Annotated in this window: 16 protein-coding genes and 1 pseudogene; 10 read left to right on the top strand and 7 right to left on the bottom strand. The window is 68.2% G+C overall.

Annotation, left to right across the window (positions count from 1 at the left end; translation table 11 throughout):
• Positions 1–75 precede the first annotated feature (75 nt).
• Positions 76–2,622 carry a hypothetical protein gene (locus AC1DYP_RS12420; protein WP_477046585.1) on the top strand — a complete coding sequence of 849 codons (2,547 nt, stop codon included), beginning with the start codon at positions 76–78 and terminating at the stop codon, positions 2,620–2,622.
• Here AC1DYP_RS12420 and AC1DYP_RS12415 read toward each other — a convergent pair.
• Together AC1DYP_RS12415 and AC1DYP_RS12410 are read right to left on the bottom strand one after the other, a co-directional pair.
• Positions 2,619–4,244 (bottom strand): alpha-amylase family glycosyl hydrolase, encoded by a 1,626-nt coding sequence (locus tag AC1DYP_RS12415; RefSeq protein ID WP_477046584.1) that lies wholly within the window; start codon positions 4,242–4,244, stop codon positions 2,619–2,621. The genes AC1DYP_RS12420 and AC1DYP_RS12415 overlap by 4 nt on opposite strands.
• Positions 4,241–6,070, bottom strand: a complete 1,830-nt coding sequence (locus AC1DYP_RS12410; RefSeq protein ID WP_477046583.1) for an alpha-amylase family glycosyl hydrolase — start codon at positions 6,068–6,070, stop codon at positions 4,241–4,243. The genes AC1DYP_RS12415 and AC1DYP_RS12410 overlap by 4 nt, the downstream gene beginning before the upstream one ends.
• Positions 6,071–6,383: 313 nt before the next feature.
• On the opposite strand from AC1DYP_RS12410, the gene AC1DYP_RS12405 reads away from it, so the two are divergent.
• The 4 genes and pseudogenes from AC1DYP_RS12405 to AC1DYP_RS12390 all read left to right on the top strand — a co-directional run.
• Entirely contained in the window at positions 6,384–9,158 is a 2,775-nt protein-coding gene (locus AC1DYP_RS12405) for a TonB-dependent receptor (protein ID WP_477046582.1), read from the top strand.
• Positions 9,159–9,271: 113 nt separating this feature from the next.
• Positions 9,272–10,771, top strand: coding sequence for a tryptophan halogenase family protein (locus AC1DYP_RS12400; protein ID WP_477046581.1), 1,500 nt, complete (start codon positions 9,272–9,274; stop codon positions 10,769–10,771).
• A gap of 21 nt (positions 10,772–10,792) precedes the next feature.
• Complete coding sequence (locus tag AC1DYP_RS12395; protein ID WP_477046580.1) at positions 10,793–12,013, top strand: winged helix-turn-helix domain-containing protein; 1,221 nt, start codon at positions 10,793–10,795, stop codon at positions 12,011–12,013.
• Positions 12,014–12,120: 107 nt separating this feature from the next.
• Positions 12,121–13,665, top strand: a pseudogene (locus tag AC1DYP_RS12390) (DEAD/DEAH box helicase); the annotation flags it as partial.
• A gap of 408 nt (positions 13,666–14,073) precedes the next feature.
• Here AC1DYP_RS12390 and AC1DYP_RS12385 read toward each other — a convergent pair.
• Entirely contained in the window at positions 14,074–15,246 is a 1,173-nt protein-coding gene (locus AC1DYP_RS12385) for a glycosyltransferase family 61 protein (protein WP_477046579.1), read from the bottom strand.
• A 27-nt stretch (positions 15,247–15,273) separates the two neighbouring features.
• The gene (locus tag AC1DYP_RS12380; protein WP_477046621.1) at positions 15,274–16,743 is read right to left on the bottom strand and encodes a coniferyl aldehyde dehydrogenase; all 1,470 of its coding nucleotides are present in this window, start codon (positions 16,741–16,743) and stop codon (positions 15,274–15,276) included.
• 176 nt (positions 16,744–16,919) lie between these two features.
• Here AC1DYP_RS12380 and AC1DYP_RS12375 point away from each other — a divergent pair, with 176 nt between their 5' ends.
• Positions 16,920–17,981, top strand: coding sequence for a GGDEF domain-containing protein (locus AC1DYP_RS12375; RefSeq protein WP_477035914.1), 1,062 nt, complete (start codon positions 16,920–16,922; stop codon positions 17,979–17,981).
• Between the two features lie 101 nt (positions 17,982–18,082).
• On the top strand, positions 18,083–18,901 hold the full coding sequence (locus AC1DYP_RS12370) for an enoyl-CoA hydratase/isomerase (RefSeq protein WP_477046578.1): 819 nt from the start codon (positions 18,083–18,085) through the stop codon (positions 18,899–18,901).
• A 31-nt stretch (positions 18,902–18,932) separates the two neighbouring features.
• Here the strand turns inward: AC1DYP_RS12370 and AC1DYP_RS12365 are convergent, their stop codons facing one another.
• Complete coding sequence (locus tag AC1DYP_RS12365; RefSeq protein ID WP_477046577.1) at positions 18,933–19,385, bottom strand: type II toxin-antitoxin system RatA family toxin; 453 nt, start codon at positions 19,383–19,385, stop codon at positions 18,933–18,935.
• A gap of 5 nt (positions 19,386–19,390) precedes the next feature.
• Entirely contained in the window at positions 19,391–20,383 is a 993-nt protein-coding gene (gene lipA / locus AC1DYP_RS12360; RefSeq protein WP_477046576.1) for a lipoyl synthase, read from the bottom strand.
• Between the two features lie 122 nt (positions 20,384–20,505).
• Here lipA and AC1DYP_RS12355 point away from each other — a divergent pair, with 122 nt between their 5' ends.
• From AC1DYP_RS12355 to AC1DYP_RS12345, 3 genes are all read left to right on the top strand, one after another.
• Complete coding sequence (locus tag AC1DYP_RS12355) at positions 20,506–21,522, top strand: alpha/beta fold hydrolase (protein WP_477046575.1); 1,017 nt, start codon at positions 20,506–20,508, stop codon at positions 21,520–21,522.
• A gap of 143 nt (positions 21,523–21,665) precedes the next feature.
• Positions 21,666–23,219 carry an AMP-binding protein gene (locus tag AC1DYP_RS12350; protein ID WP_477046574.1) on the top strand — a complete coding sequence of 518 codons (1,554 nt, stop codon included), beginning with the start codon at positions 21,666–21,668 and terminating at the stop codon, positions 23,217–23,219.
• Between the two features lie 128 nt (positions 23,220–23,347).
• A complete protein-coding gene (locus AC1DYP_RS12345; protein WP_477046573.1) occupies positions 23,348–23,779 on the top strand; it encodes a DoxX family protein in 432 nt (143 codons plus the stop codon).
• Here the strand turns inward: AC1DYP_RS12345 and lpdA are convergent.
• Complete coding sequence (gene lpdA / locus AC1DYP_RS12340) at positions 23,776–25,176, bottom strand: dihydrolipoyl dehydrogenase (RefSeq protein ID WP_477046572.1); 1,401 nt, start codon at positions 25,174–25,176, stop codon at positions 23,776–23,778. The two genes, AC1DYP_RS12345 and lpdA, sit on opposite strands and share 4 nt — an antisense overlap.
• Between the last annotated feature and the right edge of the window lie 47 nt (positions 25,177–25,223).

Genomic DNA, 25,223 nt, shown 5'->3' with positions numbered 1-25,223 from the left:
TGGAGCCCCTCCTAGGGCAAGACAAAACTGCGCGCTCAACCGGCGACGGGGCCCAGAAGGCCTGGTCTGGAAACCGTGAGCGAGGCAGGCGTGAAGAACTGGCTGGCAGTGGGCTTGGCGTTGTCGATGACGGCCGAGGCGGGCCTCGCCGGGCTGTCCGGCGGCGCGTGGAACCTGAGCTTGGCGATGGCGGCCGAACCGGCCGATACGGCGCCCAAGACCATCGACGCCCGACCCTGGCCCCGCCCCTATCAGGTCGATGGCGTGGAGTTCTCGCTCTATCGCCCGGAGATCGACTCCTGGAACGGCGACGCGCTGAAGGCTCGCGCCGTCATGGCGGTGAAGACCGGCGAGGCCAAGGACGCCTCCGGCAAGGCGATCGCTCAGCAGGAATTCGGCGTCCTGTGGCTGACCGCCCGAACGGAAACCGACAAGGAAGCCCGTGAGGTGGTGCTCAGCAACCTGACCATCGACCGCGCCAGTTTCCCGACGGCCAAGGATCAGGAAGCACGCTATCTGGCCCTGGCCCGCAAGGTGGCGCCGACCACCAGCCTGGTGGCCAGCCTAAATCAGCTGGAAGCCTCCCTGGCCCTGACCCAGGCCGGCGCCGCGGCGGGCGCCTCGCAACCGGTGAACAACAATCCGCCCGAGATCCTGTTCGCCTTCGCGCCGACCATCCTGGTGTTGATCGACGGCGAGCCGGTCCTGAAGCCCTCGGGCGTGACCGGCGTCGAGCGGGTGATCAACACCCGCGCCGTGCTGCTGAAGAGCCAGGGCGCGTTCTATCTGTCGCGCGGCGGCCAGTGGGCGACGGCGACGTCGCTGGACGGGCCGTGGACCGCCGCCGCCAAACCGCCCGCCGCCGTGACCCAGGCCGCGGCCAAGTTGGCGCCGGCCAAGCCGCCCTCGGCTCAGGCCGAGGCCCAGCCCAAGTCTCCAGCCACCCTGCCCGGCGCGAAGATCGCCGTTCGCACCCACCCCGCCGAACTGATCATGGTCGACGGCGACCCCGCCTTCGCCGCCCTCCCCGGCACCTCGCTGAAGTACGTCTCCAACACGCCGGCCGACGTCCTGATCGACCCCTCGGGCGGCTGGTACGTGCTGATCGCCGGACGCTGGTTCACCGCCGCCTCCTCCAAGGGGCCATGGCGCTGGGTCGATCCCAAGACCTTGCCCGCCGACTTCGCCAAGATCCCCAGCGACGGCCCCAAGGGCGCGGTGCTGGCCTCGATCCCCGGCACGCCGGAAGCCCGGGAGTCGCTGGTGGCCAACGCCGTGCCGCAGACGGCGACCGTCAGCCGCAAGGAGGCCCGCTTCCAGCCCCAGTACGACGGCGCCCCGCAGTTCAAACCGATCGAGGGCACGGGGTTAAGCTACGCCATCAACTCGCAGGCCCCGGTGATCAGCGCCGGCGCGGACGGCTACTACGCCCTGCAGAACGGCGTCTGGTTCAGCGCGCCGGCCTCGACCGGCCCGTGGGCGGCGGCCACCCAGGTGCCGGCCGAGATCTATCGGATCCCCAGCAGCTCGCCGCTGCACTACGTGACCTATGTCAGCATCTACGGGACCAATGGCGATGAGGTCTATGTCGGCTACACCCCCGGCTACTACGGCACCGTCGTCAGCGACGGGGTCGTGGTCTACGGCACCGGCTACCCCTGCTCCAGCTGGACCGGAACCTACTGGTACGGTTGCCCGACCCCCTACGGCTACGGCGCCGCGTTCGGCTACGGCGTGGCCCTGGGCTGGGCGCTGTCGTTCGGATGGGGCTGGTACGATCCCTGGTACGACCCGTGGTGGGGGCCCTGGGGCTACTATCCGGGTTACTACCCCGGCTATTGGGGCGGCGGGGCCGTCGCCGGGAACGTCTACGGCCGCTGGGGCAACAGCGTGGTGGCCGGCACCGGGGCGGCCTGGGCCAATCCCTATACGGGCAACTACGGCCGGGCGGGCCAAGGCGGCTACTACAACACCGCCACCGGCGGACGGGGCTACGGCTATGCCGGGCGCAACACCAACGCCTATACGGGTCGTTCGACGGCGGCGGCCGGCGGGGTGCGCTACAATCCCCAGACCGGGCGGGTCGTGGCGGGCCAGGGCGGCTCGGTCTCGAACATCTATACCGGCGAGGGCGTGGCGGGCGGGTCACGCACGGTGGTCAACACCAACACCGGCCGGGTGACCAACCAAGCCGGAGTCGCCGGACGCGGCCAGGAAGGCGCGGGCGCGATCGGCGGGTTCAACACCCAGGGCCCCGGCGGCGGCCAGGCGGCCGGCGCCGGCTACATCCGCTACGACCGCGACACCGGCGACATCTCCAAGGGCGGGGTCGTCGACGTCAACGGCAACATCTACGCCGGCAAGGACGGCAATGTTTACAAGCACGGCGCCGACGGCTGGGAGCAGGCGAGGAACGGCGGCCAGTTCAAGAAGGCCGACCGTCCCGACCCGTCGCTGGACGCCGAGCGGGCCAGCCGGGACCGCGGCTTCGAACGCGACCGCAGTTCGGGCGGCGGCTTCGAGCGCCAGGCCGCCAGCCGGCCCTCGTTCGATCGCGGAGCCTATGGCGGCGGCTTCGGCGGTCACATGGGCGGCATGCGCGGCGGCGGGCGGCGGCGCTAGGCCTTCACGGCCACCAGCCCGGCCATCGGCGGCAGCGCGCCCTCCCCGGCCAGGTTGACGCTCTCGACGATGCGCCAGCCGGCCGGCAGGTCCCAGGCCGCGGTCTCGAAACCCAGGTTGAAGGCGCACAGCACATGGTCCGCGCCCTCGCCCCTCAGGAACACCAGCAGCGGCTCGGGGGCGTCGACCAAGGTCATGCCGCCCGTCCGCAGGCCGGGCAGCCGGCGGCGCAGGGCCACGACGCGGCGGGTCAGGTTCAGGGTGGAGTCGCCGTCGCGCTCCTGGCGGTCGACGGCCAGGTCGATGTGCGAGGGATCGATCGGCAGCCAGGGCTCGACCTTGGAGAACCCGGTGTGGGCGGCGACCGCCACCCACGGCATCGGCGTGCGGGCCCCGTCGCGACCCAGGGTCTCGGGCCAGTTGGCGATCGCCTCGGGGTCCTGCAGCCGATCGTAGGGCACCTCGGCCTGGGGCAGGCCCAGCTCCTCGCCCTGGTAGATGAAGACGTTTCCGCGCAGGCTGACCAGCAGCAGCAGCGACATCTCGGCGAAGGCCTTGGGATCGCGACCCCGGGCCCAACGCGACACCGCCCGCGGCGCGTCGTGGTTCGAGAAGGTCCAGGACGGCCAGCCCTGCCCGTCCTCGCCCGACCACATGGCCGTGCCCTGCCGGATCAGGTCGGCCGCCAGGGTGTCGGCATAGAGGTAGAGGAAGCCGTAGGCGCTGTGCAGGCGGTCGGGCCCTTGGGTGTACAGCTTCATCTCGCTGTCGGCCCGCTCGCCCCCGACCTCGGCCACCATGAAGCGGCCGCCGTACGCCTCGCCCAGCTGGCGCAGCCGGGTCAGGAAGGCCGGGATGTCGTCGTGCGACTGGTTGTGGAAGTGATGCTGGAAGTCGAACGGCCGCGTGCGCTTGCCTTCGCCGTTCAGGATCGGCGGATTGTCGGTCAGGGCCTGGTCGTGCATCGCGAAATTGATCGCGTCGAAGCGGAAGCCGTCGACCCCGCGATCCAGCCAGAACCGCGCCGTGGCGACCAAGGCGTCCTGCACCTGCGGGCTGTGGACGTTGAGGTCGGGCTGGGCCGACAGGAAGTTGTGCAGATAGTACTGGCGACGGCGCGCGTCCCAGGTCCAGGACGGACCGCCGAACACCGACTGCCAGTTGCTGGGCGGTGAGCCGTCCGGCTTGGCGTCGGCCCAGACGTACCAGTCGGCCTTGGGATTGGCGCGGTCCTGGCGGCTGGTCTTGAACCACGGGTGCTCGTCGGAGGTGTGGGAGAACACCTGGTCGATGATCACCTTCAGGCCCAGGGCGTGGGCCTTCTCGATCAGGCGATCGAAGTCGGCCAGGGTCCCGAAGATCGGGTCGACATCCTCGTAGTTCGAGACGTCGTAGCCGAAGTCCTTCATCGGCGAGGTGAAGAACGGCGACAGCCAGACGGCGTCCACGCCCAGCGAGGCGACGTGCTCCAGGTGGGCCGTGACGCCCGGCAGGTCGCCCACGCCGTCGCCGTTCGAGTCGGCGAAGCTGCGCGGGTAGATCTGGTAGATGACCGCGCCGCGCCACCAGTCGCGGTCGTGGGTCAGAGGGGCCGACGGCTTTGAAAGTGTCTCGACCGTCACTGGCCAACCTCCGAAACGCAAATCAGGTAATCGAGCGGGCCGATCTCGACCCGATAGCTGCCGGGCGCCGTGGCGGCGGGCGCGCAGGACCCGTGAGCGGAACGCCAGGCCCGCGAGGTCGAGTCGACCTCGATCTGGACCGCGACCGACGTCAGGCCGGTGTTGAACGCCACCAGGGTCTCGCCGGCGTCGGTCATCCGCGAGACGGCGAACAGGCCCGGCTTGTCGCTGGCGGCGCGCACGACCTGGCGGCCGCCGCGCAGGGCCGGCTCGGCGGCGCGCAGTCGGGCCATGGCCGAGATCGCCTTGTAGAGCGCCCCGTCGGTCTTGAAGTGATCGCCGGCCGCCGGGGCGCCGTCGACCAGCCGGGCGGAGGCGTACTCAGCGACCTTCGTCGCGAACATGTCCTGGCGGGAATCCTTGTCGCCGCCCACGCCGACCAGCCCCTGCTCGTCGCCGTAATAGAGAACCGGCGCGCCGCGGGTGAACATCAGGAAGGCGTGGGCCAGGATCACCCGCCGGGTGACCTCGTCGTCCGAGGCGTCCGGATGAGCGGCCCGCACGAAATGGCCGATCCGACCCATGTCGTGATTGCCCAGGAAGGTCGGCAGTTGCAGCGCCGCTGGAGCGCCGCCCTCGTAGAGCGCGTCCTGCGCGAACAACTGGACCAGGACCTCGGTCCCGGTCTTGCCGTTGACGGCGTCGGTCACCGCGCCCTGGAAGGCGAAGTCCAGCACGGCGGGATAGCCGTCCACCCGCGTGAACCTGGCCAGCATTCCGGGCGTGGTTTCAGCGACCTCGCCGAAGATGTGGAAGTTGGGAATCCCCCGCGCCTTGGCCCGGGCCAGCATGGCCGGCACGAAGGCCTGCCAGAACTCGGGATTGACGTGGCGGGCGGTGTCGATCCGGAAGCCGTCGATCCCGAAGTCGTCGATCCACTGGCCGTAGATGTCGATGAAGCCCCGGACAACGCGCGGGTTCTCGGTGGCCAGGTCGTCCAGGCCCGAGAAGTCGCCATAGGTCGAGCTTTCGCCCACGAAACGGCTGTTACCGCGGTTGTGGTACCAGACGGGATCGTTCAGCCAGGCCGGCTTCTTGATCGCCGCCTCTTCCCTGGGGACGTAGGGTTCGTAGGCGAAGTCGGGCCGCGTCAGCCGCGCGAAATTCTCGGTCGTCTGCTGGCCAGCCTGGTCGCCGAGGAAGCCGTCGTTGATCACGGGCCCTCGCGGCCCGCCTTTCCGGACGAACGGATAATCGGCCTTGGACCGGTAGTCGCAGCCGCTGGCCGGACAGTCGCGATACTGGATCACGTCGGCGGTGTGGTTGGCGACGATGTCCAGATAGACCTTGACGCCGCGCGCATGGGCGGCGTCGACGAAGGTCTTCATCTGGGCCCGCGTTCCGAAGTGCGGATCCACGTCGGTGAAGTCGGTGATCCAGTAGCCGTGATAGCCGGCGGACTCCTGGCCGGGCGGTCCCTGCATCACCTTGTTCCTGAAGATCGGCCCCAGCCAGATCGTCGTGGCGCCCAGGCCCTGGATGTAATCGAGCTTGCCGGTCAGGCCGGCCAGGTCGCCGCCGTGATAGAAGCCCTTGTCGGCGGGATCGAAGCCCGTCTTCAGGCGATCGCCGACCAGACCACCGCGATCATTGGCCGCGTCGCCGTTGGCGAAGCGGTCGGGCAAGACGAAATAGATCACCTCGTCCCGCGGCGCGCGATCCCGATACGCCGCCGAATTGACCGGATGAACGGGCGTCGCGGGCTGCGCGAAACCGGCGGTCGTGATCGCGGCGGCGACGAACGCGGCGCCCGCCGATCGACTCATCCATGCCCCCGAAACTGCCACGCCCCCTGCCCCTTCCCTGCTGTCCAGGATCGTCCGACATCGCGCCGATCCATTGTTTGCAATCTTTTGCAGAAACCGAGCAAGCCTGTCAATCAGCCTCTCACCGCTTAAAACAAGCGAATTTTGCCGGAATATGAATATCTGAAGCGCAGCTGCCTCGACCAAAAAGCCACACATGACATTTTGTCCATTTTTCCAGTTGCAATCGAATGCATTTATTTGCAGTAATTTTCACAACGAAGCTTGGATCACCGCGGCGAAACTGCGGGAACCGATTGGGAGGGAGCATCAGATGACGACCAATTCCATGCCGCGCCGAGCGCGGCTGATGGGCGGAGCGGCCACCGGCCTCGCGCTGCTTTTGACCACCGCCGGCGTCGCGCACGCTCAGGAAGCGGCCAAGCCGAGCGCCGACACGGTTGAGGAAATCACCGTCACCGGCATTCGCGCCGGCATCGAAAACGCCATCGCGATGAAAAAGACGTCCAGCTCGATCGTCGAGGCCGTGTCGGCCGAGGACATCGGCAAGCTGCCCGACACCTCGATCGCCGAGTCCCTGGCCCGCCTGCCCGGCCTGACCGCCCAGCGCCTCGACGGCCGCGCCCAGTCGATCTCGATCCGCGGCCTGGGTCCCGACTACAACACCGTGCTGCTGAACGGCCGCGAGCAGGTCTCGACCGGCGACAACCGCGGCGTCGAGTTCGACCAGTATCCGTCGGAAATCCTGAGCGGCGTGCTGGTCTACAAGACCCCCGACGCCGCCCTGATCGGCCAGGGCCTGGCCGGCACCGCCGACCTGCAGACCATCCGCCCGCTGAAGTACGGCAAGCGCGTCCTGTCGGCCAACGCCCGCTACGAGTTCAACAGCGAAGACAAGCTGAACCCGGACGCCAAGGACACCGGCCATCGCTTCAGCGCCACCTATGTCGACCAGTTCCTGAACGACACGCTGGGCGTCGCCGTCGCGGTCTCGGACATCTCGACCCCGACCCAGAGCCGTCGCTTCAACGCATGGGGCTATCCGACCACCGCCTCGGGCGACCTGGTCATCGGCGGCGCCAAGCCGTATGTGCAGTCCAACAACCTCAAGCGCACCGGCGTCATCGGCGTGCTGGAATACGCCCCGACCGACAAGTTCCGCACCTCGCTCGACCTCTACTATTCGGAGTTCCGCGAGAAGCAGATCCTGCGCGGCATCGAGCTGCCCCTGTACTGGAGCTCGGCCGTGCTGCAGCCCGGCTACACCGCCCAGGGCGGCCTGATCACCCAGGGCACGTACACCGGCGTGAAGGGGGTCATGCGCAACGACCTCAACACCCGCAACACCAAGCTGAAGTCGGCAGGCTGGAACATCGCCTACGACACCGACAACGGCTGGACGCTGTCGGCCGATCTGAGCCACTCCGACGCCAAGCGTCGCGACGTGATCCTAGAGTCCTATTCGGGCACGGGTCCCGCCGGCGTCGGCGCCACCGACACCATGACCTTCAACACCACGCCGGGCGCGGGCACCACCTTCGGCTCGACCCTCGACTACACCAACTCCACCCTGTTCATGCTGACCGATCCGCAGGGCTGGGGCGCGGGCGCCAACGGCGGCGCGGCCACGGGCGGCGCCCTGACCCAGGCGGGCTTCTACAACACGCCTGCGATCAAGGACGAACTGAACGCCATCCGTCTGGAAGCCGAGCGCGAACTCGCCTGGGGTCCGATCAACAAGGTCGAGTTCGGCTACAACGCCAGCCGCCGCGAGAAGTCCAAGGAAGTGCACGAAAGCTTCCTGACGTTCGGCGGCACGATCGCCCAGGGCGCACCGCTCAGCCGCCCCATCCCGCAGGCGGCGCTGATCGGCACGGTCAGCCTCGAACTGATCGGCATCAAGGCCATGCTGGCCTATGACCCGACCTATCTCCTCGACAACGGCGTCTACACGCTGATCGCGGACCAGAGCCCGGCGGTCCAGACCCGCAACTGGGGCGTCAAGGAAGACGTGCAGATCGCCTACGCCAAGTTCGACATCGACAGCACGGTCGGCTCGATCCCCGTCAAGGGCAACACCGGCCTGCAGGTGGTCTACACCGACCAGTCGTCGACCGGGGTGCGCGTCAACCCGGCCGACACCGCCCATCCGACCACCAACGACGGCGGCGACAAGTACACCTACCTGCTGCCCAGCCTGAACCTGACGTTCGACCTCAGCAACGAGACCTTCCTGCGGTTCGGCGCGGCCCGCACCCTGGCCCGGGCCCGGATGGACGAACTGCGCGCCAGCCAGTCGTTCAACCAGAACCTGGCCAACCTGCAATCGACCGACCCGAACACGTCCTACTTCAGCACCGAAGGCGGCAATCCGGAGCTGCGGCCCTACATCGCCGACGGCGTCGACCTGTCGCTGGAGAAGTACTTCGGCCGCTCGGCCTACATCTCGGCCGCCGCCTACTACAAGAAGCTGTCGAACTTCGTGAACTCCAGCGCCTCGACCATCGAGGACTTCTCGCCCTTCCTGTCGCTGCTGACGCCGGCCCAGCAAGCCCTGTTGGGCACCACCCAGGGCTTGGCCAAGGCGCCCCAGAACGGCAAGGGCGGCTATATCCGCGGGATCGAACTGTCGGCTTCGGTCACCGGCGACATCTTCTTCGAACCCCTGCGCAACTTCGGCCTGATCATCAGCGGCTCGTACACCGACAGCTCGGTCAAGCTGGACGAGAACTCGGCGGCGATCGACATGCCCGGCCTCTCGAAGAAGGTGGTCAACACCACGTTCTACTACGAGAACAACGGCTTCAACGCCCGGATCAGCAACCGCTATCGCAGCAAGTTCCTGGGCGAAGTGGCCGGCCTGAGCGCGGCGCGGATCTATCGGACCGTCGACACCGAGTCCGTGCTCGACGCCCAGATCGGCTACGAGTTCCGCGAGGGCTCGCTCGACGGCCTGTCGATCCTGCTGCAGGCCAACAACATCACCGACGAGCCGTTCAAGACCTACGAGAACGGCGATTCTCGCCGGACCGTCGACTACCAGAAGTACGGCACCACCTACATGGTCGGCGTTTCGTACCGGTTCTAAAGCATCTCCCCTGCGACCTCCCCGCCGGCTCCGTCCGGCGGGGATTTTCTTTCAGGGAAGATGCATTGGGGACTCTTCCAAAGAGAGGGGCCTGGAATGGAAGAGACGCAGGGATGAGCGACAACAGGATCAAGTCCGTGGTCGTGGTCGGCGGCGGCACGGCGGGCTGGATGAGCGCAGCCCTGCTGGCCCGGGCCATGGGCGACACCGTCCATATCCGCCTGGTGGAGTCCGAGGAGATCGGAACCGTCGGCGTCGGCGAGGCGACGATCCCCCAGATCCGCAACTTCAACAACTTCCTGGGTCTGGACGAGAACGCGTTCCTCGCGGCCACCCAGGGCACGATCAAGCTGGGCATCGAGTTCGTCGACTGGCGCTCGCCCGGCCAATCCTACATCCACGCCTTCGGAGAGATCGGACGCCCGCTGGGCGCCGTACCATTCCACCACTATTGGCTGGCGGGCCGACAGCAGGGCGACGACCATTCGCTGTGGGACTATTCGCTGAACGCCCGGGCCGCCTTCGCCGGACGCTTCGACCGCGCGGTCCGCAAAGCCGGCGGCCCGCCCGAGCCCCTGACCTACGCCTTCCAGTTCGACGCCGCCCTCTATGCCCGCTTTCTGCGCGTCCACGCCGAGCGCCTGGGCGTGGTCCGCATCGAGGGCAAGATCCTGGACACCACGCTGCGCGAGCCCGACGGTTTCGTGCGCTCCGTGACGCTCGAGAGCGGCGAGGTCGTCGAGGGCGACTTCTTCATCGACTGCTCGGGTTTTCGTGGGGTGTTGATCGAACAGGCGCTGAAGACCGGCTACGAGGACTGGTCCGACCTGCTGCCCTGCGACCGCGCCGTCGCCGTGCCCACCGTCAATGTCGGACCGCCCCGCCCCTACACCCAGGCCATCGCCCATCCCGCCGGCTGGCAGTGGCGCATTCCGCTGCAGCACCGCACCGGCAACGGCCACGTGTTCTGCAGCCGGTTCGTCGGCGAGGACGAGGCCGTCGCCCAACTGCTGGCCAACCTGGAAGGCGAGCCGCTGGCCGAGCCTCGGACGCTGAAATTCGTCACAGGCCGCCGCAAGCGGTTCTGGAACAGGAACGTCCTGGCCCTGGGCCTGGCCAGCGGCTTCATGGAGCCGCTGGAGTCGACCAGCATCCACCTGATCCAGTCCGGCCTGTCACGCCTGCTGAACCTGTTCCCCGACAAGCACTTCGCCCAGCGTGACATCGACGAGTACAACCGCCAGACCGGGCTGGAGTTCGAACGCATCCGCGACTTCCTGGTGCTGCACTATTGGGCCAACCAGCGCACAGAGCCGTTCTGGAAGGCCTGTCGCGAGATGGCCGCCCCCGCCGAACTGACCCGCAAGGTCGAGCTTTTCCGCACCCATGGCCGGCTGTTCCGCGAGCCCGACGACCTGTTCCTGGAGGCCAGCTGGCTGCAGGTGCTGGTCGGTCAGGGCATTGTGCCGGGCGGCTGTCACCCGATGACCGGTCAACTGACCGACGACCAATTGCGGGGCTTCCTGGCCGATCTACGCAAGATCACCGCCGACGGCGCGGCCGCCCTGCCCGCCCAGGGCGACTTCATCCGTCAGCAGTGCGCGGCCCGGTAGCTTGTCACCGGACGCGCGGCCATGCTCACTCGGTCCATGGTCGAAACCCTGTCGCACAAGCAAGCCCGTCGCATCGCCCTGGCCGCCCAGGGGTTCGCCGACAGCCGCCCCGAGAAACCGACCCGCCGCCACCTGACCGCCGTCATCGAGCGACTGGCCCTGCTGCAGATCGACAGCGTCAACGTCGTCTCGCGCTCGCACTACCTGCCGCTGTTCTCGCGTCTGGGCGCCTATCCACGCCCCCTTTTGGAAGACCTGGCCTGGGGCAAGAAGCCGACGCTGTTCGAATACTGGGGTCACGAGGCCTCGCTGATGCCGCTGGACCTGCAGCCGCTGCTGCGCTGGCGGATGGACGACGCGCGCCAGGGCGTCGGGGTCTGGAAGGGCGTCGCCAGGTTCCTGGCCGAGCACCGGCCGTTCATCGACAAGGCGCTGGCGGCCATCCACGAGCGCGGCCCGCTGTCGGCCGGCGAACTGGAGCTGGGCGAGCGTGGCCAGGGCGGCTGGTGGGGCTGGAGCGAGGCCAAGCGGGCCACCGAATGCCTGTTCTGGGCGGGAGAGCTGACCACGGCCACCCGGCGCGGGACGTTCGAACGTGTCTACGGGCTGCCGGAAGAGGTGCTGCCCAAGGCGATCTGGTCGGCGCCGACACCTTCGCGCGCCGAGGCGCATCGCGTGCTGCTGCGCCGCGCGGCCCGGGCCATGGGCGTGGCCACCGAGCGCGACCTGCGCGACTATTTCCGCATGGCCCTCGGCGACGCCCGACGCGGCGTCGCCGAGCTGGTCGAGATCGGCGACCTGGTCCCGGTCGAGGTGGAGGGCTGGGGCCAGCCGGCCTATCTGGCGCCCGACGTCCGCAGGCCGCGCAAGATCACCGCCAACGCCCTGCTCTCCCCGTTCGACAACCTGATCTGGTTCCGCGAACGGGCCGAGCGCCTGTTCGACGTCCGTATACGGTTGGAAATATACACCCCCGCCCACAAGCGCACCCACGGCTACTACGTGCTGCCCTTCCTGCAGGGCGAGGCGATCACCGCTCGTGTCGATCTCAAGGCGGATCGCAAGGCGGGCCTGCTGCGGGTTCTCTCCGCCCATCGTGAGCTGGGCGCCAACGCCGCGACGCCCGCCGCCCTGGCGACAGAACTGCGGCTCATGGCCGCGTGGCTGGGCCTTGCGGGCGTTGCGGTTGCGGCCAGCGGCGACCTCAGCTCCGCGCTGGCGGCCGAAATCGCCAACGATTGACTTTGGCTGACCAAAGCCTATTTATCCCCACCTTCGGAGCAGGTCAGGCGAATCCGCGCCACCCGTTCGCCCAAATACGGGTGGCTCTGAATTTCAGCCAGAATGACATGACAGAATTTTCCGAACTCGGGCTTTCGCCCACGACCCTCCAGGCGGTCGCCGACACCGGCTATACCACGGCCACCCCCATCCAGGCCGCCGCCATCCCGGTGGCCCTGGCCGGCCAGGACGTCCTGGGCATCGCCCAGACGGGCACCGGCAAGACCGCCGCCTTCACCCTTCCCCTGATCGACAAGCTGATGACGGGCCGCGCCAAGGCCCGCATGCCGCGCGCCCTGGTCATCGCCCCGACCCGCGAACTGGCCGACCAGGTCGCCTCCAGCTTCGAGAAGTACGCCAAGGGCACCAAGCTCTCCTGGGCGCTGCTGATCGGCGGCGTGTCGTTCGGCGACCAGGAAAAGAAGCTTGATCGCGGCGTCGACGTGCTGATCGCCACGCCCGGCCGCTTGCTGGATCACTTCGAGCGCGGCAAGCTGCTGATGACCGGCGTGCAGTTCCTGGTCGTCGACGAAGCCGACCGTATGCTGGACATGGGCTTCATCCCGGACATCGAGCGCATCTTCAAGATGACGCCGCCCAAGAAGCAGACCCTGTTCTTCTCGGCGACCATGCCGCCGGAAATCACCCGCCTGACCAAGCAGTTCCTCAAGGATCCCGTGCGGATCGAGGCGGCGCGGCCGGCGACGACCAACGAGAACATCACCCAGCTGATGGTCAAGGTGCCGTCGTCCGATCCCAAGGCCAAGCGCCTGGCGCTGCGGGCCCTGATCGAGAAGGCCAAGATCGAGACCGGCATCGTGTTCTGCAACCGCAAGACCGAAGTCGATGTCGTCGCCAAGTCGCTGAAGAGCCACGGCTTCGACGCCGCCGCCATCCACGGCGACCTGGACCAGAGCCAGCGCATGAAGACCCTGGCGGCCTTCCGCGACGGTTCGCTGAAGATCCTGGTGGCCTCGGACGTCGCCGCGCGCGGCTTGGACATCCCGGCCGTCAGTCACGTGTTCAACTACGACGTCCCGCACCACGCCGACGACTACGTCCACCGCATCGGCCGCACCGGCCGGGCCGGGCGTTCGGGCATCACCTACATGCTGGTGACCCCTGCCGACGACAAGGGCTTCGACAAGGTGGTCAAGCTGATCGGCTCGACCCCGGACGAAGAGAAGCTGGACCTCGATTACTCCAACGCCGTGACCGTGCGTCGCGAAGGCGACAGCAAGCGTGGCGGCGGCCGTGACCGCGACCGCTCGCCCCGTGGCGGCGAACGCGGCCGCGATCGCGATCGCAACCGCGCCCCGACCGAGCCGTCGGCCGTCGCCACCGCCAACCTCGAAGCCGCCATCGCCGGCGAGCCGATCCCGTCGGCTCCGGGCGAAGCCTTGGTGGAAAAGCGCCCTGCCCGTTCGCGCAAGCCGCGCGGCGAGAAGGCCGCCGTCGCGGCTGTCGAAGCTGAAGTCCCGACCGCCGCCGAAGCGACCCCGGCCGCCGAGCGCGGTCGCCGCGACCGTGGCGGCTCCTCGCGCGATCGCGGCCGCCAGCCGCGTGTCGAGCAAGACGCCGTCGCCGAGCAACCCGCCGTCGAGGCCGCCCCGACCGCCGAGCGCGCCCCGCGTCCGGAACGCGCCCCTGAACGCACCGAAGGTGAGCGTCCGGCCCGTCGCGAGCGCGGCCGTGATCGCGACCGTCGTCCCGAGCGCAGCGAACAGCCCCGCGCCGAGGCCGACCGCGGGCCCCGTCCCGAGCGCACACCTGAACGCACGCCCGACCGCCCCGAAGGCGAACGGCCGCGCGCCAACGCTCCGCTGCCGGTGCGCGGTGTCCAGCCGATCCGCGGCCGCGAAGACGACGATGATCGCCGCGTGGTGGGTTTCGGCAACGAGACCCCGGCCTTCCTGATGCGCGCCCCGCCGCGCCTGGCTCCGGCCAGCGACAGCGAAGACTAGAAACACCGAAACGCCGCGCCCCAGGGCGCGGCGTTCTCGTTTCCGCCGACCCGATCGCTAGAGCGCGGCGTCGACAAAGGTCAGGAAGTCGTCCAGCGGCAGTTCGTAGCCGAAGCGGAAGCCTCGGCGAATACGGTGGCGCCAGCTCACGCGTCCGGGCGAAACGGGCGAGGCGCAGACATAGCCGCGCCACGCCGCGCCCGCCTGGCGGCTGGCGGCCCAAACCCACTGGCTCATGAAGTTCTCCGGCTGGATCTCGACGATCCGCGTGCCGGCCGGCGCGAACAGGGCGTTGGTCATGGCCGCGCCGGTCGGGCCGACCACAACGTCTGCTTCCTGCATCATCTGGACCTGCGAAGCCGCGCTCAACCGCTCGGGCTTGACGATCTCGAAGCCCCTCGCCCGCAGCGCCCTCTCCAGCGCCGCTTCGTTGATCATCACCCGCATCGAATGGCCGCGCCGCGAGAAGTAGAGGCGGCGGCCGCGAGTTCGGGGCGGCGGCGCCGCCGCCAGGATCCGCGTCCGGGTCCGGGCCAGCAGGTCGCCCGGGCCGTGCAAGTAGTGATCCATGCTGGTGGCGTGGACCGCCGCGCCGATCCGCACCACCGTGTCCTTCAATTCACGCACCGGCGTGCTGGTCACCATGGCGATCAGGTCGCGCTGCCAAGCCTTCAGGCCCGGCGCGATCGGTGGAAAACGCTCCAGCAGGCCCTGCTCGTCGAGCGCCACCAGGGACGGCAGGCAATCGAGCACGAAATGCCCGTAGTTGAAGGTCCCGCCCCAGGCCAGGAACACCGCCGCCCGCTCCAGCACGGGCGCCGTGTCGGGAATGGCCAGATGGGTGACACCGTCCCGGAACTCACCCCCAGGCAGACCCGACAGATCAGGCCAGCGCTCCATGGCTTCACGGGCCGAAGCCCTCAGCACGGTCCCCTCCTCGGAAAGGATCGCGCCGAAACCCGGCAGGTGGACCACGTTCCGGGTCAGGCACAGGCTGACCGGCCGAGCGGCGGGCGGCCGGTTGGGGTCGAAGGGCCAGGCGTCCAACGCCGGGCCGCGGAGTTCGACCGCCGCGGTGATCACCCCGTCGCGTTCCGGCAACTCGAACCGTGCGGGAGGCCCCGACGCGGCCGTCGCCGCCGCGAACGCCTCGGCGTCCACGGCGGGCAGGACGTCAGCCTCGTCAATGATCCGGAGCGGCGTGGCCTGGCGCATCCGGCTTTCGAACACGGGAATCGCCGCGAGGCAATCAGCCGCTCAGCGTTTGATCTGCCCCATCAGATACTTGCGGATCGCCGCGCCGTAGGGCGGACGCAAGGCCAGCATCGGCGCGATGTCCTTTTTCAACTGCTGGAACACCGCCTTCTTGTGGCTGAACTCCAGGAAGCCGTCGCGACCGTGGTAGCTGCCCATGCCGGCCGGCCCGACGCCGCCGAACGGCAAGTCCTCCTGGGCGACGTGGAAGATCACGTCGTTGACCGTCACCCCGCCGCTGGTCGTGCGATCCAACACCATGTCGCGCTCGGCCGTGTCGGTCCCGAACCAATAGAGCCCCAGAGGCCGGTCGCGGCCGTTGATGTAGTCCACCGCCTCTTCGACCTTGCCGTAGGTCTTGACCGGCAGCACGGGCCCGAAGATCTCATCCTGCATCACTGTCATGTCGTCGGTGGGGTTGAGGATCAGGGTCGGCGCGATCTTGCGATGCTCCTGCTGGCTGAGATCCTCGCCGGCCGGATTGATCTCGACGATGGTCGCGCCCTTGGCCCGGGCGTCGTCCACATGACCCTTGATCCGGTCGTAGTGACGCTGGGCGACGACGGCGGTGTAGTCGGGATTGTCCTTGAGCGTCGGGAAGGTCCGCGCCACGGCGGCCTTGGCCTCGGCCACGAAACTGTCGATCTGGTCGGCCGGGGCCAGCACATAGTCAGGCGCCAGGCAGATCTGGCCGGCGTTGAGCGTCTTGCCGTTCATGATCCGCGCCGCGGCCGTGGCCATGTCGGCGCCGCGCGACAGGATCACTGGACTCTTGCCGCCCAGCTCCAGGGTCACCGGAACCAGGTTCTCGGCCGCCGCCCGCATCACGTGCCGCGCCACCGACGTCGCGCCGGTGAAGACCAGGTGGTCGAACGGCAGGCTGGTGAAGGCCTGGCCGACCTCGGGCCCGCCGGTGATCACCGCGATCTCCTCCTCGGAGAACACCTTGGCGAACATCGTCTTCATCAGCTCGGAGGTGAGCGGCGTGAATTCGGAGGGCTTGATCATCGCCCGATTGCCGGCCGCCAGCACCCCGGCCAGCGGCGCGAAGGTCAGGTTGACCGGGAAATTCCAGGGGCTGATCACCCCGACCACGCCCTTGGGTTGGTACTGGACCTCGGCCTTGGCCCCGAACAGCCCCAGGATCGCCGGCGTGGTCTTGCGCTTCTCCGGGCGCATCCACTTGGCGAGGTTTTCCTTGGCGTATTTCAGCGGTCCGATCGAACCGGCGATGTCGGTCAGGCCCGTGGCGTCCTTCGAACGCGCTCCGAAATCGGCGTTCAGGGCGTCGGCGATCTCGGCCTGGTGGTCGACCAGCAGGCCGATGCAGCGATCCAGCCAATCGATGCGACGTTCGGCCGTCGGGGCGCCTTGTCGCAGGTGCGCGGCCTTCTGCGCTTCCAGGATTCGCAGGAGCGAAGCCTTGGAGGATTCCGGGGAGAATTCCAGGTTGAGATTGGCGGGGGCATTCACGGTCAAGTTCCTCCCAGCGGCCTACAGGCTCATCTTATCGCTGTTCACAATGCTTGCGGTGGAGGGAACACGCAAGTGAACGTCGTTCGTTCTTAACGGCTCGTTTGAACTCTTCGGCCTAGATTGAAGCTCCAAGCGAGCATCCGGGGCGATGCGACGCTGTTGGGGGACTTAAGATGTCGGACGTCGAGACCACGCTGCGCGGCCCTGAGGCCTACAAGATCGCCGGCCGCGCCCTGAGCCTGATGGAGCGCCATCAGGTGTGGCCGACCGCGCTGAACTTCGAGCTGTGGACCCACTTCGTCGCCGATCCCGACGGCGCCCTGGCCCGTGAACTCACCCGCCTGATCTCGCTGGGCGAGCCGCTGACCGAGCTGCTCAGCGAAGAACTGGCCGCGACCTACCTGCCCAAGGCCAAGCTGAACGAACAGATCCGCGACGCCGGCGACCTGCTGAGCAAGGAACTGGAGTCGGTCTCCAAGGCCATCCAGGACGCCCAGAAGAGCAACGCCGCCTACGGCAAGACCCTGAATGGCGCGGTCAAGGACCTCGACGCCTCGCAGGACGTCGGCAAGCTGAAGGCCGTCGTCACCGGACTGGCCGACGCCACCCGCCGCGTCCAGAAGGAAAACAAGTCGCTGGAGACGCGCCTGGCGGAATCCACCGCCGAGGTCGACCGTCTGCGCGAGCACCTGGAACAGGTCCGCCGCGACGCCACCACCGACGGCCTGACGAACCTCGCCAACCGCAAGGCCTTCGACGAAGAGCTCGACCGCGCCTGCAGCGAGGCCGACGAAGCCGGCACCACCATCTGCCTGGCCGTGCTCGACATCGACCACTTCAAGGGCTTCAACGACACCTGGGGCCACCAGACAGGCGACCAGGTCATCCGCTACGTCGCCAGCGTCATCGGCCGCGTGGCCGCCCCGCCCCGCTTCGCCGCCCGCTACGGCGGCGAGGAGTTCGCGATGATCTTCCCGCGGGAGTCGGCCGCCATCGTCGCCGGCACCCTCGAAGAAATCCGCGTCGAAGTGTCGTCGCGCATGCTCAAGCGCCGCTCGACCAACGAAGACCTGGGCGCGATCACCATCTCGTCGGGCTTCGCCGAGCGTCGTCCGGGCGAAACCGGCCACTCGGTCATGGAACGGGCCGACGCGGCGCTCTACACCTCCAAGCGCGGCGGCCGCAACCGCGTCACCGCCGCCGAGAGCAAGCCGGACTCGGCCAACGCGGCCTGACTTTGAGAGCCCCAAACGGGGCGTCTCAGATTTTTCTGGTCTTCCCCAAGGTTAGTCGCGCCTAGACTCAGGGTGCAGCGACAACGCCTTGGGAGGACGTCATGACCTACGAGAAGATCCGGCTCGAGGCCGCCGACGGTCTGGCCGTCATCACCCTCGCCGACCCCGCCACCCTCAACGCCGCCAGCCTGGAAATGGCCCGCGAACTGGCCCACGCCTTCGGCTCCGTGGCTGCCAATAAGATCGAGGGCGGCAAGGTCGAGGCGCGCGCCGTGATCCTGACGGGCGAAGGCCGCGGCTTCTGTTCGGGGGCCAATCTGTCGGGCGGCGGCGCGGCCGGGCGAGAGGCCGATGTCGACGGCAAGCCGGACGCCGGCTCGGCCCTGGAAAGCACCTACAACCCGCTGGTCAGCCTGCTGCGCGACTTCCCCCTGCCGATCGTCACCGCGATCAATGGACCGGCCGCCGGCGTCGGCTGCTCGATCGCCCTGCTGGGCGACATCGTCGTGGCCGCCGAGAGCGCCTATTTCCTGCAGGCCTTCCGCCGCATCGGCCTGGTGCCCGACGGCGGCTCGACCTACCTGCTGCCCCGTCTGGTCGGCAAGGCGCGGGCCATGGAGATGATGCTGCTGGGCGACAAGATCCCGGCCGCCACGGCGCTGTCCTGGGGCCTGATCAATCGCTGCGTGCCCGACGGCGAACTGATGGCGACCGCCACCACCATCGCCAGGGAACTGGCCGCCGGCCCCGCCGCGCTGTCGGCGATCCGCAAGCTTGTCTGGAACAGTCTCGACGCCGATTGGGTTGGACAACTTCACGCTGAGCGTCACGCCCAGAAGGCCGCCGGCAAGACCGAGGACTTCATCGAGGGCGTCAGCGCCTTTCTCCAGAAGCGCCCGGCGGCATTTAAAGGACGGTGATGGGGACACGCCCTTGCGGCATGTCCCCGACTTACGCCTTAGGCCCGTAGATCGCCCGGGCTCGGTCCTCGAAACAGCCGATCAGCGTGTTGGCCGCCCGATCCAGATTGGCGGCCAGCATGGCGTCGAGAATCTTCGACTTGAACGCGAAGTCGATGACGAATTCCACAGTGGTTCCAGCCTCATGCGGCACGAACCGCCACTGGTTCGAGAGCCGCTTGAACGGGCCGTAGAGCAGGCTGACGTCCACCGTCAGCGCCGCCGCGTCGCGCCGGACCCGGGTGGCGAACTTCTCGCGCAGGAACGAGAACCCGACCTGGGCCTCGGCGTCCACGGTCGAGACCTGGGCGTCGGCGCGGCCGTTCCAGGTGCGCATGGCCGTGATCCACGGCACGAACTGCGGATAGGCCTCCACGTCTCCGACCAGCGTGAACAGCTGCTCGGGCGCATAGGGCAGCACCCGGGTGACGACGTGACAGTGCAAGCGCCTTAGCCCGCTTTCGCGTCCAGCGCCCGGCGCGCGGCCTGCAGCTTAGCGAAGTCCTCGCCGGCGTGGTGCGACGAGCGGGTCAGCGGGCTGGCCGAGACCATCAGGAAGCCCTTGGCCCGGGCGATGGCCTCATAGGCCTTGAACTCGTCCGGCGTCACGAAGCGGTCGATGGCGGCGTGCTTGCGGGTCGGCTGCAGGTACTGGCCGATGGTGATGAAGTCGACGCCGGCCGAACGCATGTCGTCCATCACCTGCATGACCTCCTCCTTGGTCTCGCCCAGGCCGACCATCAGGCCGGACTTGGTGAACTGGGAGGGATCGCGCTCCTTGACCCGCTCCAGCAGGCGCAGGGAGTGATAGTAGCGGGCGCCGGGGCGAATCTTCAGATAGAGCCGCGGCACGGTCTCGAGGTTGTGGTTGAAGACGTCCGGACGGGCGTCGATGACCACGTTCTCGGCCCGGTCCTTGCGCAGGAAGTCGGGGGTCAGGATCTCGATCGTCGTGCCCGGCGCGGCCGCGCGGATCGAGGTCACGACCTCGGCGAAGTGGCGGGCGCCGCCGTCGATCAGGTCATCGCGGTCGACCGAGGTGATGACCACGTGCTTGAGGCCCATCTTGGCGACGGCCTCGGCCACGCGGCGCGGCTCGTCGGGATCCAGCTGGGTGGGCAGGCCGGTGGTCACGTTGCAGAAGGCGCAGGCGCGGGTGCAGATCTCGCCCATGATCATCATGGTCGCGTGCTTCTGGCTCCAGCACTCGCCGATGTTCGGGCAGGCCGCTTCCTCGCAGACCGTTGTCAGCTTGTGCTCGCGCACGATGCTCTTGGTCTCGTTGTACTGACCCGAGCCGGGCGCGCGGACGCGCAGCCAGTCTGGCTTGCGCAGAACCGGCGTATCGGGGCGGTTCTGCTTTTCGGGGTGGCGAACAGCCCTCTCTCCAGAAAGCGAGGCCTCGGGAGCGCGGGGGTTCAGCGTGTCGATCAGGGTGACCATAAAGGCCTAGATCGGCCTTCCTGGCCTCCAGATCAAGCTTGTGTTCTTGCATGTGACGCAAAGGCGCGAAATGAGTGCCTGGAATGCGTCGCCGTCTCCCTGTTGCAGCCTGGGCTTGCCTGTTGGCCTTGCCGCTCGTCTCCTGTGGCGACGAGGGTGCCCGCGCGCCTTTCGCCGAGAGCCGGACGCCCCCTTCCCTCGACGTGCGCTTCCAGCCGCCGGCGGGCTGGGCCTGGGGCTATGTGAAGGTCGGCGACGACCTGGTGCAGCGCTACGGCGTTTCCGCCCCCCACGGCGCACCCAGGGGCCAGATCCTGATCCTGCCGGCCTATGGCGAGGCGGCGGAGGGCTGGTTCGAGACCGCACGCGATCTCAACGACAGAGGCTATGTCGTCTGGATCCTGGAGCGTCAGGGCCAGGGCGGATCCGAACGGGCCACGCCTTGGCGCGACCTGGGCCAGGCGACCAGCTTCGCCCCCGACGTCACGGCGACCAAGGCCATGGTCAAGGCGGTGATCCGTCCGAAGGGCTACGATCCCTTCGTGATCCTGGGGGCCGGCGATGGCGGCCTGGTCGCGCTGCGGGCCCTGGAGGAAGGGCTGCAGGCCGACACCGTCATCCTCTCCTCGCCCAATTTCGATCTCGCCGATCCGCCGCGCGCCAAGGGCGAGTTGATCCGCATCGCCCGCTGGGCCCGAGGCCTGAAGCTGGGCTTCTTGCGCTACCCAGGACAGGCCGGCTGGAAGCGCGACGGACAGGACGGCTTCGGCGTCAGGCTCACCCACGACCGGACGCGCGGGGCCGTGCAGCAGGCCTGGCAATTGGCCAATCCCGACCTGCGGATGGGCGCGCCCAGTCTGGCCTGGTACGCGGCCTTCTACGACGCCGTGGACGCGACCGGCCGCGACCTGAAGCGGGTGCGAGCCCCCGTCGTGATGCTGGACGCCGGCCAGGACGTCAAAGCCTTGCCGCGCCCCCAGAGCGTCGTCTGCGCCGCCCTGCCCCGCTGCGTCGAGACTCGCTACCCCACGGCGCGCCACGCCCTGCATCTGGAGACAGATTCGGTGCGCGATCCCTGGCTGAAGGCCATCGACCAGACCCTGCGGTCTCCCAGGCCTTCTCCGCCCGCCACCCCTTGAACGACAAGGGCCCGAGCGCATTTTAGAAAGACCGGTGCGCTTCCGTGCGCGTAACGGGTGTTTGCAAAGCGACACGCCGTCGTTAGGGTCCCGCTTCAATTAGACGAGGGCGCGACATCGCGCTTCCGGGAGGTTTCGCCGGCATGCCGGTAGTTTTCAATGCGCAGGACGGCCAGAAGGCCATCTTCGACGCCCTGCTCGACGCCCGTGACAAGTACGGCGCCAAGAAGCTGATCCTCGAGGACCAGGATCGCAATCCGCTCAGCTACACCGACCTGGTGCGCGCGAGCTTCGCGCTCGGCCGCAAGATCGCGGCCATGACCAAGCCCGGCGAGCATGTCGGCGTGCTGCTGCCGTCCGGCTCGGGCGCCGTGGTGACCTTCTTCGCCCTGCACGCCTTCGGCCGCGTGCCGACCATGCTCAACTTCACGGCCGGCCTGCGGAACCTGCGCGCCGCCTGCGAACTGGCCGGCGTGAAGCGCGTGCTGACCGCTCATAAGTTCATTGAACTCGGCAAGCTGCACGACATCGTCGACGCGCTCGAGGCCAAGGCGACGATCACCTATCTGGAGGACGTGCGCGGCACGATCGGCATCGGCGACAAGCTGTTCGCCGCCGTGGCCGGAGCCTTCCCCCGCCGGTTGCGCGCCCACGCCAGGCCGTCGGACCCGGGCGTAGTGCTGTTCACCTCGGGCAGCTTCGGCGCGCCGCGCGGCGTGGTGCTCAGCCAGGCCAACCTGGTTTCCAACGCGATGCAGATCGCCGCCCACATCGAACTGGACCCGGCCTGGGTGTTCTTCAACCCGCTGCCGGTGTTCCACTGCTTTGGCCTGACAGGTGGGGTGATCCTGCCGCTGCTGACCGGCATGAAGGCGTTCCAGTATCCCTCGCCGCTGCACACCAAGCAGATCCCGTCGCTGCTCAAGGACACCAAGGCCTCGGTGCTGCTGGCCACTGACACCTTCGTCAACCAGTACGCCCGGGCTTCGGAAAGCGACGAACTCAGCGGCCTGAAGTTCATCGTCTGCGGCGCTGAAAAGGTTCGGGAAGAGACCCATAACCTTATCCAGGAAAAGTTCGGCGACGTGCCGGTTCTGGAAGGCTACGGCGCCACCGAGGCCTCGCCGGTCATCGCGGTCAACAAGCCCGACGATAATCGCCGCGGCACGGTGGGCGGCCTGCTGCCGGGCCAGGAGTGGAAGGTCGAGCCGGTCGAGGGCATCGCCGAGGGCGGCCGCCTGCTGGTGCGCGGCCCCAACATCATGTCGGGCTATCTGCGCGAGGACGGCGGCGTCGACGCCCCCGAGGGCGGCTGGCACGACACCGGCGACGTAGTCACTGTCACCGACGACCTGTGGATCACCATCAAGGGCCGGGTGAAGCGCTTCGCCAAGATCGGCGGCGAGATGGTCTCCCTGACCGCCGCGGAGGACCTGGCCAGCGCCGTCTGGCCCGACGGCCGCCACGCCGTGATCTCGATGCCCGACAAGAAGAAGGGTGAGAAGCTGGTCCTGGTCACCGACCGCCAGGACGCCGCCGTGACCTCGCTGGTGGCCCACGCCCAGAGCATCGGCGCGCCGGAGTTGGCGGTGCCGCGCAAGATCCTCAAGGTCATGCAGGTGCCGGTGCTGGGCAGCGGCAAGACCGACTATGTCGCCATCCAGCGGATGGCCGACCAGGACGCCAAGGCCGCGTGATCGCGATTGGGGACATGCGCATGCGCATGTCCGCGCAGTTCCCCGGCCTGACCTTCAGTACAGTGTGCGTACCGGAGCGACAGTTTTGACCGTCGCGCGTTGTCGACAACACCAGAGGGGAAACCGACATGGAACGACTGATCGTCTGGGCGCCGCGCGTCCTCAGCCTGCTGCGCATCATCGCCGCCCTGCTCTTCATGGAGCACGGCCTGATGAAGGTCTTCCACTTTCCGGCCGCGCAGCCCGGGGCGCCCGATCCGCTGCCGCCCATGTTGATCGCCGCCGCCTGGCTGGAGATCGTTGGCGGCGCCATGCTCGTGCTGGGCCTGTTCACGCGCCCAGTCGCTTTCGTCCTGTCGGGCCAGATGGCCGTGGCCTATTTCCTGGCCCACTTCTCGCAAGGTTTCTGGCCGGCGCTGAACGGCGGCGAGGCGGCGATCCTGTTCTGCTTCGTGTTCCTGTACCTGGTGTTCGCCGGGCCCGGTGAATGGAGCCCAAACAAAAAGGGCGGCGCTCGGATCGAGCGCCGCCCTTTTCTTTTGCCGCTAGGCCAGGCCTAGATGTGCAGGACGCGGCCGTAGGCGTCGAGCGCGGCTTCGTGCATGGCTTCCGACATGGTCGGGTGGGCGTAGACGATGCCGTGCAGGTCTTCCTCGGTGGCTTCCAGGGTGATCGCCGTGACGAAGCCCTGGATCATCTCTGTGACCTCGTGGCCGATCATGTGGGCGCCGATCAGGGCGCCGGTCTTGCCGTCGAACACCGTCTTGACGAAGCCTTCGATCTCGCCCGCCGCCACGGCCTTGCCGTTGACGCGGAACGGGAAGCGGCCGGCCTTGACGTCGATGCCCGCCGCCTTGGCCGCGGCTTCGGTCAGGCCCACCGAGGCGACCTGCGGGTTGGCGTAGGTGCAGCCCGGGATCGGCGAATTGACGGCCGGGGTCTTGTACCCGGCGATGTGCTCGGCCGCGTGGATGCCCTCGTGGCTGGCCTKGTGGGCCAGCCAGGGCGGGCCGGCGGCGTCGCCGATGGCGTAGAGGCCGGGGACGTTGGTCTCGCCGTGCTTGCCGGTGACGACGTGGCCGCGATCCATGTTCAGGCCAATGGCGTCCAGGCCCTCGGTGTTCGGGGCGATGCCGACCGCGACGATGCAGACGGCGGCGGTCAGGGCTTCCGCCTTGCCGCCGACCTCGATGGCCACCGAGACGCCGTCCTTGGTCTTGTCGACCTTGGTCACCTTGGCGCCGATGCGGAAGGTGATGCCGCGCTTCTCGAAGGCCTTCTGGGCGGCCTTGGAGACCTCGGCGTCCTCGACCGGCATGATGCGGTCGACGGCTTCCACGACGGTCACTTCAGCGCCCAGGGCGCGGTAGAAGCTGGCGAACTCGATGCCGATGGCGCCCGAGCCGATGACGACCAGCGACTTGGGCATGGTCTTGGGGGCCAGGGCGTCGCGATAGGTCCAGATCTTGTCGCCGTCCGAGACCGCGCCGATAGCGGCGATCTCGCGGGCCCGGGCGCCGCTGGCCAGGATCACGCTCTTGGCCTGGATCGTGCGGCTGCCGCCGGCCTTCAGGGCCACGACGACCTTCGGCGACGGGCTGCCCTTCTCGAGCTTGGCCTCGCCCTCGACGACCTCGATCTTGTGCTTCTTCATCAGGAAGGCGATGCCCGAGGACATGGTCTTGGCCACGCCGCGCGAGCGCTCGATGATCTTGCCGAAGTCGAACGAGGCCTTCTCGACCGACAGGCCGTAGCCGCCCAGGTGCGACAGCTGTTCGTAGATCTCGCCGGACTTCAGCAGCGCCTTGGTCGGGATGCAGCCCCAGTTGAGGCAGATGCCGCCCAGGTTCTCGCGCTCGATGATCGCCGTCTTCAGGCCCAACTGGCTGGCGCGGATCGCGGCCACATAACCGCCGGGGCCGGCCCCGATGACGACGACGTCGAATTCCGTGGACATGTCTTTCGTATCCTAGCTTTGACGCCATCGGAGGGAGCCGGTCAGCG

This window comes from Caulobacter sp. P1_D6 (assembly GCF_056406095.1).
Note: the sequence above shows the minus strand (reverse complement) of the source record. Positions and strands in the feature narration are given on the sequence as shown.

Coding starts and splice junctions, on each gene's coding strand:
- AC1DYP_RS12405 (WP_477046582.1), top strand. CDS start 6,384: ATGACGACCAATTCCATGCCGCGCCGAGCGCGGCTGATGGGCGGAGCG.
- lipA (WP_477046576.1), bottom strand. CDS start 20,383: ATGGTCACCCTGATCGACACGCTGAACCCCCGCGCTCCCGAGGCCTCG.
- AC1DYP_RS12370 (WP_477046578.1), top strand. CDS start 18,083: ATGACCTACGAGAAGATCCGGCTCGAGGCCGCCGACGGTCTGGCCGTC.
- AC1DYP_RS12395 (WP_477046580.1), top strand. CDS start 10,793: ATGCTCACTCGGTCCATGGTCGAAACCCTGTCGCACAAGCAAGCCCGT.
- AC1DYP_RS12410 (WP_477046583.1), bottom strand. CDS start 6,070: ATGAGTCGATCGGCGGGCGCCGCGTTCGTCGCCGCCGCGATCACGACC.
- AC1DYP_RS12350 (WP_477046574.1), top strand. CDS start 21,666: ATGCCGGTAGTTTTCAATGCGCAGGACGGCCAGAAGGCCATCTTCGAC.
- AC1DYP_RS12345 (WP_477046573.1), top strand. CDS start 23,348: ATGGAACGACTGATCGTCTGGGCGCCGCGCGTCCTCAGCCTGCTGCGC.
- AC1DYP_RS12375 (WP_477035914.1), top strand. CDS start 16,920: ATGTCGGACGTCGAGACCACGCTGCGCGGCCCTGAGGCCTACAAGATC.
- AC1DYP_RS12400 (WP_477046581.1), top strand. CDS start 9,272: ATGAGCGACAACAGGATCAAGTCCGTGGTCGTGGTCGGCGGCGGCACG.